We start from the raw sequence: 15,773 nt of genomic DNA, 5'->3' as shown, positions 1-15,773 counted from the left end.
CAGCTTTCTCCCGGTTGGGTTGTATTGGCACGAAGTGTTTAACACATTTGTTGTACTGAATTGAGGAATGCGCGCGCCTAGGGGGAACAATGTGTGGAATTGCCGGATGGATCGGTCGAAGGGCTAAAAATCCACAAGAGCGGGCCGCCAGAATGTCAAACGCATTGCGGCATCGCGGTCCCGATGCCGAAGGCACCGAGATATTGGACCTGAATACCGGCGAGCAACAATTGGCATTGGTCCATCGCCGCCTGGCGATCATTGACTTGGCGCCTGAGTCAAATCAGCCGATGCAGATTGAGGACGGCCGTCTCAAAATAATTTTCAACGGAGAGATATATAACTACATCGAGTTGCGCCAGGAACTGATCGGCCTTGGCCATCATTTTCGAACGCGCTCCGACACCGAGGTGCTGCTCCGAGCCTACGATCAGTGGCACTTGTCCATGTTCGACCGGCTGAGCGGCATGTTCGCCTTTGCACTCTGGGATGCTCAGAGGCAGGAATTGATCCTCGGCCGGGATCCCTTCGGGGAAAAGCCGCTTTACCTCATGCAAAGCGAAAGATTGCTGCTGTTTGCCTCGGAGATCAACGCATTGTTGTCGGCGCAGCAAGATGCGCAGCAACTCGATCTGGATGCGGTGGACGAGTATCTGAACTGGCGTTATGTGCCGGGACCACGCACGCTTTTTAAACAGATCCGCAAGCTCAATCCCGGAAGCTATGCTGTCTGGTCGCAAGGGGTGGTCAAGGAAACGCGCTACTATACGCCTCCGGATCAGGCGGCCCTGACCGAGCGGATCGACGGAAAAACCGCCAAGAAGCGATTTCTGGAACTGCTCGACCATTCCGTCGAGATCAGGATGCGCAGCGATGCACCTTTTGGGGCCTTTCTCTCCGGAGGACTCGACTCCTCGGCTATCGTCGCCCTGATGGCCAGGCACAGCGCCACGCCCATTCGCACGTTTTCCGTCGGGTTCGACGACGCGGCCTATAGCGAACTTGCATTCGCCCGGCGCGTTGCCGATCATTTCAAGACCGATCATTGCGAACTTGTCATCCAGCCAGGCGATCTGATGGATCACCTGCCGGCGATGGTTCGCCAACGCGGGGGACCTGTTTCGCAAAGCAGCGATATTCCAATTTACCTGATGTCGGAGCGCGCCGCCCAGGACGTCAAGATGGTGCTCACCGGAGAAGGAGCCGACGAGATTCTCGGCGGCTATCCCAAGCATCGCGCGGAATCACTGGCCGGGATCTACCAGTCGCTTGTTCCAGCCTCGCTGCACGATAACGTCCTTTCCCCTTTGGTACGCGCCATGCCGGGCGCGTCGGCCAAGGTCGATACGTTTGCCCGCACCGCGGGCGAAAGGGACTTTGCCGCCCGGATGGTCTCCTGGTTTGGAGCCGTTTCGGCGCGGCAGCGCGCTTGCCTGATCGGTGCGTCCGCAAATCGCCGTTATGAGCGCAATGACTTTCCGTTCTCGTCAAGTGCTGCGGCCTCCCATCTTCGCCGCGTGTTGTTTTTCGATCAGACATCGTGGCTGCCCGACAATCTCCTGGAACGAGGCGACCACATGATGATGGCCGGTTCAATCGAAGGAAGAATGCCGTTCCTCGATCGCGATCTGGTCTCGTTCGTCAGCAAATTGCCCGATCGCTACAGGCTGGGTTGGTTGCACAGCAAGCAGATCCTGCGCGACAGCATGGCCAATATTCTTCCGGAGGAAATTCTCAGCCGCCGCAAGGTCGGGTTCAAGGTACCGGTCGCCGAATGGTTTCGCGGATCGATGAGGAACTACGTGCATGACCATCTTTGCTCGCCTCACTCCGTCATTCGCAGCTATCTGAGTCCGAAACAGCTAGATCAAATCGTCTCGGAACACACCGCGCGTGCTGCAGACCACGAAAAGCTGATATGGGCGCTGTTGAATTTGGAGATATTCCACCGCGAATTCAGGCTCGACGCGCCGCCGCGATCGTCGGCCTCAGCGCTTGACCGGTTGACGGCTTGACGCGGCCGACCGCCAGACATCGCAGATTGCGCCGACAAACGGGGCGAGCTCAAGCCGTTCCCGATGCACGGCCATGGCACCGGCACCAAGCTTTGCCCGCAGTGCCGGGTTCTCCACGAGGCGGCTCAGTGCCTCGGTCAACGCTGTAACATCGCCTGGCGGCACCAGCAGCCCGGATTGCCCGTCGGAAATTATGTCTTCGACGGCGCCAACCGGGGTCACCACCACCGCCAAACCGGCTGCCATGCCTTCGATCACCGACATCGGCAGATTTTCGGCGAAGGATGGAAGAACCAGAATATCGGCCGAAGAAATCAGCGATGCGACATCGTCCGGTCCCACCCAACCCGGAAAGGCGATCCGGTCTGCAATCCGCAGCGCGGCTGACTTTGCCCGTGCCGCCTCGACTTCGCCATCGCCGGCAATCGTGGCGCGCCAATTCTTGACAGGGCTCATGCGGTGCAGTGCCTCGAGCAATTGCGGTACGCCCTTGCGGTCGCCGATGCGGCCCAGGAACAGGATATGCACATGGTCGCCGCCGCCGACATGCGCCAGCGACGGGACTTCGGTCGCATTGGGCACGATCACGATATTGCCGGCTGCGCCCGGCGCCTGGCTGGCGACGAAATCGCGCCAAAGCCTGCCCAAAACGATCACCCGATCGGCATGCTCGAACAGAGCTTTGATACGGCGGCTTATGAAACCGCGGTCGGCTTTCCAGAATGTCTGATACTGCGCCCCGTGCAAATGCAGGACATAGGGTATCGACAGCAGCCGTGCGCAGGCGGCAATCACCATCTTGCGGTAGGTGCTGCCGGAAACTGAGATGTTGATATGAATGACATCGGCGCGTCCAGCCAGACGCGCTTTAAGCATCCGTAAGCAAAAACCGAGCATATAGAAGATCGAAAGTCCGACATGCCCCGGGCCACGACTGGCAAGGAAGCACACATCGATGTCGGCGATTTCTTGCCGTTCGAACTCCTGCTTCAGCGCCCCCATGATGCGGTCGATGCCGCCCTGCCCCGAAACGCCCGAGGGCGTCGCGACCAGGACATGTATTTTTCGATCGGATATGAGGCGCTGCAACATGATGGTACTCTAAATAACACAGACCAGGTAACTGCAAAGCAAACGTTCCCGATAAGGTTTACGGCAAATCTTTTAGTTCAAACTGAATCTGTTCACCCTTCGGCGTCATCGGGCTGGATTTTCCGCCAGTCGGCGGCTAGTCGAAGGTGAGTTTTCCAGGGACACGCCCTTGCTGCTCCGTTCCACGCTCATTTATGCTCCGGCGATCCTGCTGACGCGAATTTCGGCGCTGCTCCTGCTGGTCGTCGTGACGCGTTTGATCGACCAGACCGAGTATGGCCTGCTCACCCTGGTGGTGACCGTCGGCGAAATGACCGACATTGCCGTCACCAACTGGCTGCGCATCGCCTTGCTGAGGCTTGGCGGCAAGGGCGAAGTCAGCCGCGGCAGCCTGATGCTGGCCGGGCAGGTGTTGCTTGCCACCACGGCACTGGCGCTGGTCATATCGGTAGGCGCGTCGGCGGTGATCGTGCCTGAACGCTGGGTCGAGTTCGCGATCGCAGTCTGCGGCTATCTGGTCGCCGGGTCCATCAGCCGCTTCGCGTTGACGGTGCTGCAGATGCAGCAGCGCCATTCGGTCTATTCGATGCTAGAAGCCCTGCGTGCCCTGCTGCAACTCGCGTTACCGATCGGCGCTATCCTTGTCTTTCAGGATAGCTTTCTGACGGTGTCGCTCGGCTCGAGCCTCGGCGCCTTGATTGCCGGCATCGTGGCGGGCATCATGGCATCGCGACGGCTCGTTGCCGGTCCGCCGCGCTTCACCCACAGGGACTTCTTTGCGCTCGGTGTGCCGCTGATCATCATGGCGCTGGTAGGCTTCGGGCTCAACAGCGCGGAGCGTCTGTTCCTCAAGATCTATTACGATGCCAGCGCTGTGGCGATCTTCGCCGCAGCCTATGCGCTGGCCCGCCAGCCGATCGACATGGTTGCCAACGCCATCAACATGGGCGCCTTTCCCGAGGTGGTCAGCCGGTTCGACGAGGATGGGCCCGCGGCGTCGGGCCGGCTGCTGTCGCAACTGATGGCGCTGATGATGCGGCTTTGCCTGCCTATTGCAGCGATGCTGGTCGCGCTCAGCAGCGATATCACCGAGCTCATGCTGCCCTCGCAATATCACGGCCGCTTCGGCCTGCTGTTTCCGATCATTGCCTTCAGCGTGCTGTGTGCCAACCTCACGAGCTTCGTCTATGGCGTCGTGGTGCACGCGCACAAGCGGCCGTGGCTGCTGATCATCGCCAATCTCTTCGGCTCGGTGGCAACAATCGCATTGTCTCTGCTGTTGATCCCTCCGATGGCGGAGATCGGCGCCGCTTTGGCGCTGGCGGGCGGATCGGTGGTGGGCTCCATAACCTGCATCATCATCAGCGAGCGGCTCACGCCGGTGCCGGTGCCATGGCGCGACATCGGTGTCTCGGTGGTCATCTCGCTCAGCACGGGGGTGGCCGCCAAGCTTGCCAGCATGGTGCCCGGCGACGTGCCGGCAATCTTCTCCCTTGTCGCCGGCGGCACCGCCGGCGCTGCGGTTTTCTTCGGGCTGACCTCGTTGTTCCACCCTGTGGCAGCGACGCAATTCGTCGCCCAGCTGCGAGCGCGGTTGCGGATCGCGTAAAGCGAAGTCCAGGGCCAACGCCTGTTTTGTGAGGGAACGCGAAACTATAAACCGGCGTTTCGGCGCCAGCGACGCTCCCAGAACTCTCGGCACAGCAGCCCTGCATAGGCAGTGTTGGTGTCGTAGTAGCGGCGCCACAAGCGTCGCGGCTCCTGGATGACGCGGAACAGCCACTCCAGGCCGGCCGCTTGTATCAGCTTCGGCGCACGGGCAACCTTGCCCCCATAGACGTCGAAACTGCCGCCCACGCCCATCACGAAGCTTGAGGCGAGTTCATCGCGGTAGCGTTTGAGAAAGCGTTCCTTGCGCGGTGTCGGCATGGCCACCAGCAGGCAGTCGGCGCCCGAGGCGTTGATCGCCGCGACGATCCCGGCCTCGTCCTCCGGCTTGAAATAGCCGTTGCGCATTCCCGCTATGACGAGGCTCGGATGGTCCTTGGCAAGTCTCACTACAACCGCGTCGAGAACGTGCTGTTCGGCCCCCAGCAGATACGGCCTGAATCCACGCTTCGCGCAGAGGCTCAGCAGATTGATCATGATGTCGACGCCCGCCACCCGCTCGGGCAGCGCGACGCCGCACAGACGTGCACCCCAAAGCACGCCGATGCCGTCGACATTGACCACGTCCGCCCCGGCCACGTCCTCGCGCAGCTCGGCATTCTGGCGCATGGTAACCAGCTTGGCGACGTTCACGACCACATGATGCAGCGGCCGCCCCAGGGTCATCGCCTCGTCGGCGATGGCCAGTGTCTCGGCCATGGTCAGCGCATGGATCGGTGCGCCAAGGAACTCCCGGCGCCGTGATGCCAACAGGGAATGCTGCGCCCATGCCGGGGCGTGCGCGTTCATGCGGCCTGCTCCCTTGCAAGCGTCACTTGTGCGACCTCTGGTTTCTTGCCTTCGATGCGGGCGTCGGGCTTGCGTGCCTTGCGCCACGTCCACAGACCCCTCGTATCGACGAGCTTCTTGTCCTTGAGCGCTTCGGGGTCGACCAGATTGAACTGCCGATGGTCGACCAGGAGGACGACGATATCGGACTTGTCGATGGCCGAAAGTGCGTCGGTGAACACGATGCCCCTGCCCTCGAGCTCATGCGGCAGCGCATTTGTGTTGGGTTCAGCCGCAATGATCTTCACATTGGGGATATCGGACAGAAGTTTCACCACCTCGACGGCCGGGCTCTCGCGCAGATCGTCGATATTGGCTTTGAAGCTGAGGCCAAGACAGGCGATCGTTTGCTTGCGGGAGGGGTCGAGCAAGGCCTCGATATCCCTGACCACCGACATCGGCCGCTCGGAATTGATCCGGCGTGCCGAAGCCATCAGCCGCGTGCTGTTGGGTGCGGCGTCGATGATAAAATATGGATCGACCGCAATGCAGTGACCGCCGACGCCCGGGCTCGGCTGGAGGATGTTCACGCGAGGGTGTCGATTGGCGAGATCGATCACTTCCCAGACATTGAGCGACAGGTCCTGGCACACGGCGGCAAGCTCGTTGGCAAAGGCGATGTTGACGTCGCGGAACGCGTTCTCCGTCAGTTTCACCAGCTCAGCACTTTCGGCCGTTGTCATGAACAGGTCGCCGGTGACGAAGGTCGAATAGAGTGCCGCGGTCCGCTCCGACGATTTGCGGGACAATCCGCCGATCGAGCGATCGTTGTTGATCAGCTCGGTCAGCACCTTTCCCGGCAGCACACGCTCGGGCGAATAGGCGACCAGCACATCGGCGTCTTCGCCATGCTGGACAGGAAATTTGAGATCAGGCCGCAACTCGGCAAGCAGCCCGGTCATGATACGCGTGGTTCCAACCGGCGATGTCGATTCCAATACCACAAGGTCTCCCCGCTTCAGCACGGGGGCGATGCTTCGTGCCGCCGCGAGCACGTAGGTCACGTCCGGCTTATGATCGTGGGTCATCGGGGTCGGCACGGCGATGATATAGGCGTCCGCCGGCTGCGGCGTGCTGTAGGCCATGAGCTTGCCGTTCGCCACGACCTTCTGGATCAGACCGTCAAGGTCCGGCTCGACGATGTGGATTTCGCCGCGATTGACCTTCTCGACCACCGCTCCGTTGACATCGACGCCAATGACGTTGAGCCCGCGGCTGGCGAAAATGGCGCAGGTCGGCAGGCCGATATAGCCCATGCCGATTACGGAAACGGTTTTGATTTCAGCCATGATGCAGCAGTTCCTCAACAATCCGGTTACTGGCCCGGCCATCGCCATATGGGTTGTGTCGTTCCGCCATGCCGCGATAGGCAGCCTGATCGTCGAGCAGGCGATTGGCGTTGAACAGGATTTTCTCGACATCGGTGCCGACAAGGCGGGCGGTGCCGGCCACGATCCCCTCGGGTCGCTCGGTATTTTCGCGCATCACCAGCACCGGCTTGCCGAGCGAAGGCGCTTCTTCCTGCACGCCGCCGCTATCGGTAAGCACCAGATAGCTCTGCTTCTGCAGGTACAGGAACGGCAGATAGTCCTGCGGCTCGACCAGATGGATGTTCGGCACGCCTTCCAGCTCTGCGTTGACCACCGAGCGCACATTGGGGTTTGGATGGACAGGGTAGACGATCTGCACGTCTCCGCGCGCCGCCAATCCCTTCAACGCCGTACAGATGCGCTGGATGCCGCCGTCGAAATTCTCGCGGCGATGTCCGGTGACGAGGATCATCTTCTTGGAAGGGTCGAGGAAGGGGAAGCTGGCAGCGAGCTTCGCGTTCATCAGCCTGTCGGCATCGATCGCGCTTGAAAAATGCAACAGCGTGTCGATCACCGTGTTGCCGGTCACGAAGATGGTGCTTTCGGCCTTTCCTTCGGCGATGAGATTGTCGCGCGCTTGAACGGTCGGCGCAAAATGCCAGGTGGCGATGTCGCCGGCAATCTTGCGGTTCAGTTCTTCAGGAAACGGCGAGTTGATGTTGTGGCTGCGCAATCCTGCTTCGACATGAGCGACGGGGATACGCTTGTAGAAGGCAGCCAGAGCCGCGGCCATTGCGGTGGTGGTGTCGCCCTGTACCATGACGATATCGGGCTTCGCCTTGTCCAGCACCTCGGCCATGCCCAGGAGCACGCGCGAGGTCACGTCGAACAGCGACTGGCCGGGTTGCATGATGTTGAGATCGTGGTGCACAGGCAAGCCGGTCAGTTCGACAACCTGGTCGACCATTTCCCGATGCTGGGCGGTTATGCATATTTCGGTGATGAAGCCTGGATGAGCAAGGGCGGCACGCGCCACTGGAAAGCATTTGAGTGCCTCCGGCCTAGTGCCGAACACGATCAGCAGTTTCTGCCTGGATGGCAGTTTTGGACGTGAAAGGACGTTCATCGCTGATCCTGGTCGCCTGCTGCCTTCGGGACATGCCGACTATTGCCCGCAAGAGCCATAATAGCGCCGGAAAGCGCCTTCGTGATCTCAATTCTTAATATATGATTAACAACCAAGGCCGCGTTCTCCCGGCTTAACTCTTGTGAAAGGTTGGGCTGACAAGTAGTCTATGGCAGTAGTCTTGAAAAAGAATATATTGGATTGACTAATATTTTAATCATCGGCCACGCCGACGCATCCCGGCGCTGGGAAAATGAGCTTCTGGCGCGGTTGAGTGCGGCTGGGCATGCGGTTTCGAGTTGCCGCGCGCCGATGCCTGAACCCAATGCGCGCACGATGGATAATGTGCTGGCGCACGAGGGCCGGCGCTTCGGCCCCTCACTGGCAAGCCGTTCCCGGCCGTTGCCGTCCGGCGACACCGGCCCAGTCGATCTTATAGTCGATCTCACCGCTACCGCCGCACGACGGGGCACGCCTGTCCTGACGCTCGAATTTTGCGGCCAAAGCAGCTTTGCCGCGGGCATGACCGAGATGCTGGCGAGCGGGCGGCTGCCCGAACTCACCGCGCGCCTCGACGGCGTTGCCGTCGCCAGGGCGCGGCCGATGATCAGCGACCGGTTGTGGCTGTCCCGAACCAGCACCGACCTGCTCGCCGGCGCCATCTCCCTGATTGCCCAATGTGTCGCCCGCTTTTCCGCGGGCAAACTTGCGCCGATTGCCGAGAGCCCGGCGCCGCCCCTGCAGAAAGGCGGATTTATCGGGCACTATCTGCCCTTTTTCGGCAGGGGGTTGGTCGACCGCGCCGTGCAAAAACTGCGACGTGGTCGGCGCCCCTTCTATTGGCAGGTTGCTTATCGGCTGATCGACGGTCCAGGCGTCGCCGAAACCGGACAGCTGGATGGTAAGCCGTTCACCGTGCTTGCCGATGACGGGCAGCGCTTCTACGCCGATCCGTTCGTTCTCGAGCGCGACGGCCGTCATTTTCTGTTTGTCGAGGAGTTTCCCTACTCCACCGGCCGTGGGGTGATTTCTGTCGCTGAACTTGGCACCGACGGCACTTTCGGCGTGCCGAAAGTGGTGCTGGAGGAAGTGCATCATCTGTCATATCCGCAGGTGTTCGCTCACTCCGGCGAGATTTTCATGATCCCTGAAAGCGCTACGGCGCGAGAACTGGTGCTCTACCGTGCCGAGCAGTTTCCGGATCGCTGGGTACGCGATACGGTGCTGATGACGGACAGGGATTTCAACGACGCCACGCTGCTCGAATCCGACGGTCGCTTCTGGCTGTTGGGGACTGAGCGGTTCGGTCACGGCAGCGCGTCCGACACGATGGCCGTCTATTCCGCCCCGGCGCTGCGTGGGCCCTGGGCTGCGCACGCGCTCAATCCCGTCGCAGTCGATCACTCCGCCACTCGGCCGGGCGGCGCCTTTATCCGCCAGGGCGACGCTTTGCTGCTGCCGGTGCAAAACGGGTCTAGAGCCTATGGCGGCGGCCTGGGATTGATGAGGCTGAATCGGCTTGATGATTTCGACGTCCGTTTTGAACTGCCCCGCCCAATCGATCCCGGGCCGGCATGGGCTCGGTCCGGCATTCACACACTCAATCGCGCGGGCGGTGTCGAGGTCGTGGACAGCGCCGGCTGACTTGATCCGAGGTCCGTGCTTAACGAGATCCAGCGGGGTTTGGGCGGGATGCAGCGGCCGAAGGCGTGCTCTCGAGCGGGCCTCCATGGGGCTGCTTTCTATAGGCAAGCAGCAACACCACGATAATCGCGATTTCAGGCGATTTTGACGAGAGCGCGTTGTTCGACAGCGCAGCAAGCAGGAAGGTGATGATACCTATCCATGCGGGCAGAGGCGCGCCGCGCAGCAGCCGAAAAACGAACCAGAATATCAGCACCGTAAAAAGCACGGCTATGGGCAGGCCGAAGAGCATGACGATGACCACCGGTGCGCTCTCGATGAACGGCAGATGCAGTTTCTCGTTGACGATCGCCAAGAGTTCGTCGCCGTTCATGCCAAACAGGATGTCTTTCCAACTGACCAGTCCGAACACCTGGTAAATGGTCACCCGCGCCATAAAGTTTTGGTCGAAAATGGTGTTGCTGAACCGGTTCAGCAGACCGCCCGCAAACAGCATCGCAACAAGCACCGCGCCGCCTGTCATGGTGAACATCAGCACGACAAATTTGGCCTGCCGCTCATACTTGAGCGACAGGCCCGGCCAAGGCACGAACAGCAGCAGAATGAGGATTTCTCCGGCAGCGAGCAGAAGCGCGGCGCGAGCGCCCGATGCAGCACAACCGACGACCAATACGAAGATCGCCACCACCCGCACCCATATGCGCCAGCGCGTCAGCGGCACGAATCCGATGACTGTGGCGCAGAGCGCGCCTAGTGACAGTGGATGGGCCGCCAGGCCGATCGGCCTGAACTGCAGTTCGTTGATACCGTAAGGCAGAAATCGATGTTGAGTCATCGCTTCGATCGTGCCGATCACGGCACTGAGGATGGCCATTCCAAGCACTACGTCGCCCAGCGCCCGCCGCGACTCCGCATTTAATGCCAGCATCAACAGGCCTGCGGCGCCGGCCACCAGATAGGTATCGATGATGAACCCGGAGGAGCCCGCGCGGCCGGTAGCGAACAGATAAGGCACCAGCGCGAACATCAGCACCGAATAGCGCATCAACGCTTTGAATATTCCAATTTCGTCGCCCTGCAGCAGAAACGGTCGGCTGAAAAGAACGACAGCAAGCAGCAGGAAGATCGCATAGGTGCCGAAATGCAGCTTCTCGTAGAACGAGCCTCCCTGGGCCGTATAGTCGACGACCATGTTCATCACCTGCGGCGACACCGTAAAGCGAAGCAGGAACGCGAACGCCGCGCACAGGAAAAACAGCAGCGACAGCGCATTCTGACGGCGCGCTCGGCTGGACGATAATCGTTCCGAAGCGGCAGCGGGATAGCTCATGGCCCATCCAAATGGCGATATTCGAACGGCATTCTGGGCAACGAAATCCCTTCAACGTCCGCCGGACGGACAGCGTGAGCGGTAAAATGGGCCAACTTGGAAAATAAGATGTTAACGATGTTTCTGTAGAGCAGGCCAAGCGTAATGATTTAACAAGGGTTGTCACCATGTCTGCCGGTTCCGGCACACCCCCTATCTCCGCGACGGCTTCCAATAACAGTGCATTCGAGCGTATCGCCAATGCACGGCGCAGGGCATTGCTGCAACAGCATGGCCCAGTCGCGGCGCTAAGCTCCGCGCCGGTGCCCCCGCAACCTCCAGAGCCTGTCGCAACGGTGACCCTGGATAAGATCGGCGATTTCCTCGAGCTCGATTTTCGGCGCCTGTTCGTCTGGCTGCGGGCCGGCCTCGCCCTGGCCTTCATGCTGGCGGTAATCGGCGGCATTGTCGGCGGCGCCTATGCATTGCTGAGCAAGCAGCGTTACACCGTCACGACCGAGGTCCTCATCAACCCATCCAATTTGCAGGTTGTGGAAAACGACCTCTACTCGCAACCGGGCCAGGTCGATGGCCAGCTGCTCAGCACGCGCAGCAAGCAGCGCATCCTGACCTCGGGCAACGTGCTTTCCCGTGTGGTGGACGAACTGAATCTGACTCACGATCCGGAGTTTTTCGATCCGGACCGGAGCACATCCTCGTCCGGCGCCGTGGCGAAGCCCGACCCGGGGCTCATCGCCTTGAAGAACCTGGCGGACCGGGTAGACGCCATCGCGGATCCGACCTCGTTTGTCACAACCCTCTCGGTATCTGCGGAAACCACCGCCAAGGCGATCCTGATCTCGCAGGCCATAGTCAAAAACTTCCAGGAAGAACTGGCTAAGGCGGAAGCTGCCGGCGCCAGCCGTGCCGCGGCTGCCCTTGACAGCCGGCTTGGCCAACTCAAGAGCGACGTGCAGGCAGCCGAAGAGAAGGTCGAGAGCTACAGGCGCAGCCACAACCTGTCGTCCAGCAATGGCCAGCTCGTCAGTTCGCAGACGCTGACGCAGCTCAATGGCGAAATCGTCGATGCGCAATCGCGTGTCATCGCCGCGCAGGCAAGCTACGACGCCCTGGTTGCCTCCGGTATCAACGGGGCCAATCCCGACCCCACGGTTTCGGAAGCGCTCGCGGCGCTGCGCGACAGGTCAAACAGCCTGCGGCAGCAGATCGACTCACAGTCGATGACCTTCGGTCCGCGCCACCCGACGATTGTCAGGCTCAGGACGGAACTCGAGACCGTCAACTCGCAACTCCGGGCCGAGTTCTCCCGCATCATCGGCACGGCAAAGGCCAGCCTGGACAAGGCCAGGGCATCGTTGGCTTCTCTCAACGCCAAGATGAACGATCTGAAGAGCAATGTATTCACCGACAGCGAATCCGAAGTCGCCCTGCGTGAACTTGAACGCGATGCCGCCTCGAAGAGAGCGGTCTATGAGAGCTTCCTGTCACGTGCGCGCCAAATCAGCGAGCGCGAGCAGATCGACACCACAAACGTACAGGTGATTTCGACCGCGGTGCCCCCGCCCGCGCGCTCATGGCCCCCGCGCACTGCCCTGGTGGCAGGCGCAGGAGCGTTCGCAGGCTTTGCCCTGGGCATGCTTCTGGCCATCGGCATGGGCATCATCCGCGACATGCGCCGGCCGCCGAACCGATCAGGCCTTGCCGCCAGCCGAGCCTGAAGCAAGGCATGGTGAAGCGCATCGTTTTCCACATCGCCAGCCTGAGGGGCGGCGGCGCCGAACGTGTTTTCGTCCTGATGGCAAATGAACTGGCGTCGCGTGGCCACGAGGTCACGCTTTTTACCTGGAACGCGGAAGGCCCTAACGCCGCGCTGCGTTCCGCTGCCGTGCATCTGGTCGACTTCGGCCTTCTCTTGCGCGGCGAGGGTTACGCCAAGTCGGCGACGCTGCAAGGCATCGTGCGAAGCGCAAATTTGTTCCGCCGCCTTGATCCTGATGCGGTCTATAGCGCCCCGGAATTCGCTAATCTGGTGATGGCGCTGTCACTCATGTTGGCCAGAAGCCGGGCAAAATTCTTTCCAAGCTTCCATGCCGCCGCCTCGCTGCCTGCCAGCGGCCTCGGCGCGAGGCTGGCGATCTGGCTTTCCGCGCTGGTTGCAGCGCGCGCAACCAAAGCCATCGCCGTTTCGGCGGGTGTCGGCCGTGACATCATCGCCCGAGGCTTCCCCGAATCCAAGGTCGTCGTCATCAACAACCCGCTGCCGCCGGCTGAAGCACCGCAGAGGAATTCCTATGCCTGGCAGGCAGCGTTGGCGGCGATGGGCGATGGCCCGGTCATCGCCACCGCCGGACGCCTGGTGCCGGTCAAGGACCACCGGACTTTGCTGCGGGCCTTCGCTGCCCTGCGCGCAGGCCGCCCTGCCCGGCTTGTCATCTTCGGCGAAGGTCCGCTGGCTGCCGAATTGCACGCCTGTGCCGAGCAGATCGGCATTGGCCAGGACGTACTCTTTGCCGGCTATGTCAACGATCCCGCAGCCTGTTACGCCGCAGCCGATCTGTTCGTCCTTACATCCACGAGCGAAGGCTTTGGCAACGTCTTGGTCGAGGCCATGGCCGCCGGTGTCCCCGTAATCTCCACCGATGCTCCGCATGGCCCGCGCGAAATACTCGCTGACGGCCGCTTCGGCACCTTGGTGCCGGTCGGTGACGCCGCGGCCCTGGCGAAGGCGATGGCCGAGATGCTGGACCACCCCACCCCTGCTGCCGTGCTGAAAAACAGGGCGGCGGATTTCACAGTCGACAAGATTGGCGATCGCTATGAAGCGTTGCTCTAGTCGTTACGCACTGCCAGTGGATCGCGGTTGGATGCGGTCGACGTGGGCGGGCTTTGATTGCCATAATCTCTTCACGGGCTGGGGCGCAACGAATTTATCGTGAGGCATTCCCTCGTTCCTTGAGTTGTTGGGCGAGGAAATCCTTGACCGAATCGAGAACCGCGTCCCGTTCATGAGATATGCCTGGCAGCAAATCGAAGCGCACGCGCGCACCCGCCTCCTCGAACGATCGACACAATGCCATGAGGCGTTCCGGCCGTGTTCGCCCGGCATCGTTGGCGCCTGGCATCCAATGGGTGCTGCCTTGGACATGAGTGATTTCCCAAGTCTCCAGGTCAGCGTCGCCGACGATCATCTGGAAAGGCACTTTTGCCAGCGCTGCGGCATCGAAGGTGATGCCGAACTTCTCCGGCAGATCGCGAATGCCCACCCACCAGTCATGCGTCGGATCGAGCAAGGTCACCGAGCCTGGCGCGCCGATTGAGGCCGCCCAGAGCCTGTCGGGATGCAGGATAGCAAAACGATGCGTGAAATGCCCGCCGCCGGAAAATCCGAACATGGCAAAGCGGCTCCAATCCTGACTGTATTTGGCGCTGACCTCCTCAACCATGGCGAGCAGCACCTGATCGTAGCGTATGTTGCCCTCGAGCAAATATTTGTATCCGCTGCGGGCATCATCCCCGAGAACGCCGATTGGAAACAGCGGACACAAAACGGCGCAGCCGTTCCAGCGTCCGAACTCGGAAAACGCGTCGCGGAATCCAAGAAAAGAGGTGCGGCCGGTGCCATGGACAGCGACCATCAGGTCGACTTTGGCCCCTTCCCCAACCGCGGGAGGCACATACAGGCAATAGTGAAAGCGCGGGTCTGATTTGGAAGCAAAGATGGCGGTCGCGCCAAGGTCATAGGTAGCGCGACCGCGATCCGCGACAGGCCCCTTGGCAACGCTTGTCAAATCGATAACTCCTTAATAGGCGCGGCATTCCGGCAACAATATACCGGTCGGCCGACCTCGTGAACTGGAGGCGCCTCCAGGCAGCCGCGAGGAGGACCTCGTCGTGCATCGGAAGCAGGGCGCCGGCGGGGCGATCAGGGGCAAAAAGAATGCCTCCGCCAAGGCCTCGGGAAGCCGCCATTAACTTTTCGTTAACCATGCCGGGCTAGCCTTAACCAATCAGTAAGGACTCGCCTCTGTGACCTGCGTCGCTCCCATCCAAAACAAGTCCATACGCTTTCGAGCGCGCTCGTTTGTAGCCTTCACCCTCACCCCTGAGGCCCCGCTAGGGGAATGGCTGCAAAGCCTCGATCACTGGACCGAAAACTCTCCCGGCTTCTTTGCCGGCCGCCCGGTCGTGCTCGATCTGAATATACTCAAGCCCGAGGTGGGCGAGATGCGGGATCTGGTCTTACAGCTGGCGGAGCGCGGGATTCGCATCTACGCGATCGAGGCCGATGGCAATGTTGCTCTCGGTGCCGATCTGCCGCCGCTCCTCGTTGGCGCCAAGGAGGCCACCGCCGACGCGCTTTACGTGCAGCCGGACCCGAAGGCCGCAGCTGAGGCCAAGACGGAAGAGCCGCAGGCGCCGAACTCATTGATGATCAAGGCACCGATCCGCTCCGGCCAGTCGATCTTTCATCCCGATGGCGATGTGGTCATTGTCGGCTCCGTCAGTTCCGGTTCCGAGATCATCGCCGGAGGATCGATCCACGTCTACGGCACGCTGCGTGGACGTGCGTTCGCCGGCGCCACGGGAAATTCCGCGGCTCGCATCTTTTGCCGGAAAAACGAAGCCGAACTTCTGGCGGTGGACGGCTGGTACCGCACTGCCGAGGAGATGGACGCCTCCTCGCGAGGAAGGCCGGTACAGGCCTTTCTCGAGGACGGCGCACTTTGCGTCGCACCGCTCAACTAACAACATTGGAGGCA

The 15,773-nt window shown here is 61.1% G+C and carries 12 protein-coding genes; 6 read left to right on the top strand and 6 right to left on the bottom strand.

Going from position 1 to position 15,773, the window contains the following annotated elements:
• Positions 1-89 precede the first annotated feature (89 nt).
• The gene (gene asnB, locus NKI18_RS21925; RefSeq protein WP_352619875.1) at positions 90-2,015 is read left to right on the top strand and encodes an asparagine synthase (glutamine-hydrolyzing); all 1,926 of its coding nucleotides are present in this window, start codon (positions 90-92) and stop codon (positions 2,013-2,015) included.
• Here the strand turns inward: asnB and NKI18_RS21920 are convergent.
• Positions 1,989-3,107 carry a glycosyltransferase family 4 protein gene (locus NKI18_RS21920; RefSeq protein WP_352619876.1) on the bottom strand — a complete coding sequence of 373 codons (1,119 nt, stop codon included), beginning with the start codon at positions 3,105-3,107 and terminating at the stop codon, positions 1,989-1,991. The genes asnB and NKI18_RS21920 overlap by 27 nt on opposite strands.
• A 169-nt stretch (positions 3,108-3,276) precedes the next feature.
• Here NKI18_RS21920 and NKI18_RS21915 point away from each other — a divergent pair, with 169 nt between their 5' ends.
• Positions 3,277-4,716, top strand: a complete 1,440-nt coding sequence (locus NKI18_RS21915) for a lipopolysaccharide biosynthesis protein (RefSeq protein ID WP_352576415.1) — start codon at positions 3,277-3,279, stop codon at positions 4,714-4,716.
• A gap of 44 nt (positions 4,717-4,760) precedes the next feature.
• Here NKI18_RS21915 and NKI18_RS21910 read toward each other — a convergent pair whose 3' ends face one another.
• Genes NKI18_RS21910 through wecB form a run of 3 tightly spaced genes read right to left on the bottom strand, consistent with a single transcriptional unit; the run spans position 4,761 to position 8,039 of the window.
• The gene (locus NKI18_RS21910; protein ID WP_352619877.1) at positions 4,761-5,564 is read right to left on the bottom strand and encodes a WecB/TagA/CpsF family glycosyltransferase; all 804 of its coding nucleotides are present in this window, start codon (positions 5,562-5,564) and stop codon (positions 4,761-4,763) included.
• Positions 5,561-6,892: a UDP-N-acetyl-D-mannosamine dehydrogenase gene (wecC, locus tag NKI18_RS21905; protein WP_352541698.1), complete on the bottom strand. Its 1,332-nt coding sequence runs from the start codon at positions 6,890-6,892 to the stop codon at positions 5,561-5,563. The genes NKI18_RS21910 and wecC overlap by 4 nt, the downstream gene beginning before the upstream one ends.
• A complete protein-coding gene (gene wecB, locus NKI18_RS21900; RefSeq protein WP_352541699.1) occupies positions 6,885-8,039 on the bottom strand; it encodes a non-hydrolyzing UDP-N-acetylglucosamine 2-epimerase in 1,155 nt (384 codons plus the stop codon). Before wecB ends, wecC begins: the two co-directional genes overlap by 8 nt.
• A gap of 312 nt (positions 8,040-8,351) precedes the next feature.
• On the opposite strand from wecB, the gene NKI18_RS21895 reads away from it, so the two are divergent.
• A complete protein-coding gene (locus tag NKI18_RS21895; protein ID WP_352619878.1) occupies positions 8,352-9,683 on the top strand; it encodes a glucosamine inositolphosphorylceramide transferase family protein in 1,332 nt (443 codons plus the stop codon).
• A 19-nt stretch (positions 9,684-9,702) separates the two neighbouring features.
• Here NKI18_RS21895 and NKI18_RS21890 read toward each other — a convergent pair whose 3' ends face one another.
• Positions 9,703-11,013 carry a VpsF family polysaccharide biosynthesis protein gene (locus NKI18_RS21890; RefSeq protein WP_352619879.1) on the bottom strand — a complete coding sequence of 437 codons (1,311 nt, stop codon included), beginning with the start codon at positions 11,011-11,013 and terminating at the stop codon, positions 9,703-9,705.
• Between the two features lie 167 nt (positions 11,014-11,180).
• On the opposite strand from NKI18_RS21890, the gene NKI18_RS21885 reads away from it, so the two are divergent.
• Together NKI18_RS21885 and NKI18_RS21880 are read left to right on the top strand one after the other, a co-directional pair.
• Positions 11,181-12,731: a GumC family protein gene (locus NKI18_RS21885; protein ID WP_352619880.1), complete on the top strand. Its 1,551-nt coding sequence runs from the start codon at positions 11,181-11,183 to the stop codon at positions 12,729-12,731.
• An 8-nt stretch (positions 12,732-12,739) separates the two neighbouring features.
• Complete coding sequence (locus NKI18_RS21880) at positions 12,740-13,846, top strand: glycosyltransferase (protein WP_352619881.1); 1,107 nt, start codon at positions 12,740-12,742, stop codon at positions 13,844-13,846.
• 94 nt (positions 13,847-13,940) lie between these two features.
• Here the strand turns inward: NKI18_RS21880 and NKI18_RS21875 are convergent, their stop codons facing one another.
• The gene (locus NKI18_RS21875; protein ID WP_352619882.1) at positions 13,941-14,801 is read right to left on the bottom strand and encodes an alpha/beta hydrolase; all 861 of its coding nucleotides are present in this window, start codon (positions 14,799-14,801) and stop codon (positions 13,941-13,943) included.
• Positions 14,802-15,039: 238 nt separating this feature from the next.
• Between NKI18_RS21875 and minC the strand changes: the two genes are divergently transcribed.
• Positions 15,040-15,759, top strand: a complete 720-nt coding sequence (gene minC / locus NKI18_RS21870) for a septum site-determining protein MinC (RefSeq protein ID WP_352619883.1) — start codon at positions 15,040-15,042, stop codon at positions 15,757-15,759.
• The last annotated feature ends 14 nt before the right edge of the window (positions 15,760-15,773 follow it).

This window comes from Mesorhizobium sp. M0800 (assembly GCF_040320095.1).
Taxonomy (GTDB): domain Bacteria; phylum Pseudomonadota; class Alphaproteobacteria; order Rhizobiales; family Rhizobiaceae; genus Mesorhizobium.
Note: the sequence above shows the minus strand (reverse complement) of the source record. Positions and strands in the feature narration are given on the sequence as shown.

What these genes read in the sequence shown, in the direction of transcription:
- asnB (WP_352619875.1), top strand. Translation starts at nt 90, where the DNA reads ATGTGTGGAATTGCCGGATGGATCGGTCGAAGGGCTAAAAATCCACAA.
- NKI18_RS21920 (WP_352619876.1), bottom strand. Translation starts at nt 3,107, where the DNA reads ATGTTGCAGCGCCTCATATCCGATCGAAAAATACATGTCCTGGTCGCG.
- NKI18_RS21910 (WP_352619877.1), bottom strand. Translation starts at nt 5,564, where the DNA reads ATGAACGCGCACGCCCCGGCATGGGCGCAGCATTCCCTGTTGGCATCA.
- wecC (WP_352541698.1), bottom strand. Translation starts at nt 6,892, where the DNA reads ATGGCTGAAATCAAAACCGTTTCCGTAATCGGCATGGGCTATATCGGC.
- wecB (WP_352541699.1), bottom strand. Translation starts at nt 8,039, where the DNA reads ATGAACGTCCTTTCACGTCCAAAACTGCCATCCAGGCAGAAACTGCTG.
- NKI18_RS21895 (WP_352619878.1), top strand. Translation starts at nt 8,352, where the DNA reads ATGCCTGAACCCAATGCGCGCACGATGGATAATGTGCTGGCGCACGAG.
- NKI18_RS21890 (WP_352619879.1), bottom strand. Translation starts at nt 11,013, where the DNA reads ATGAGCTATCCCGCTGCCGCTTCGGAACGATTATCGTCCAGCCGAGCG.
- NKI18_RS21885 (WP_352619880.1), top strand. Translation starts at nt 11,181, where the DNA reads ATGTCTGCCGGTTCCGGCACACCCCCTATCTCCGCGACGGCTTCCAAT.
- NKI18_RS21880 (WP_352619881.1), top strand. Translation starts at nt 12,740, where the DNA reads ATGGTGAAGCGCATCGTTTTCCACATCGCCAGCCTGAGGGGCGGCGGC.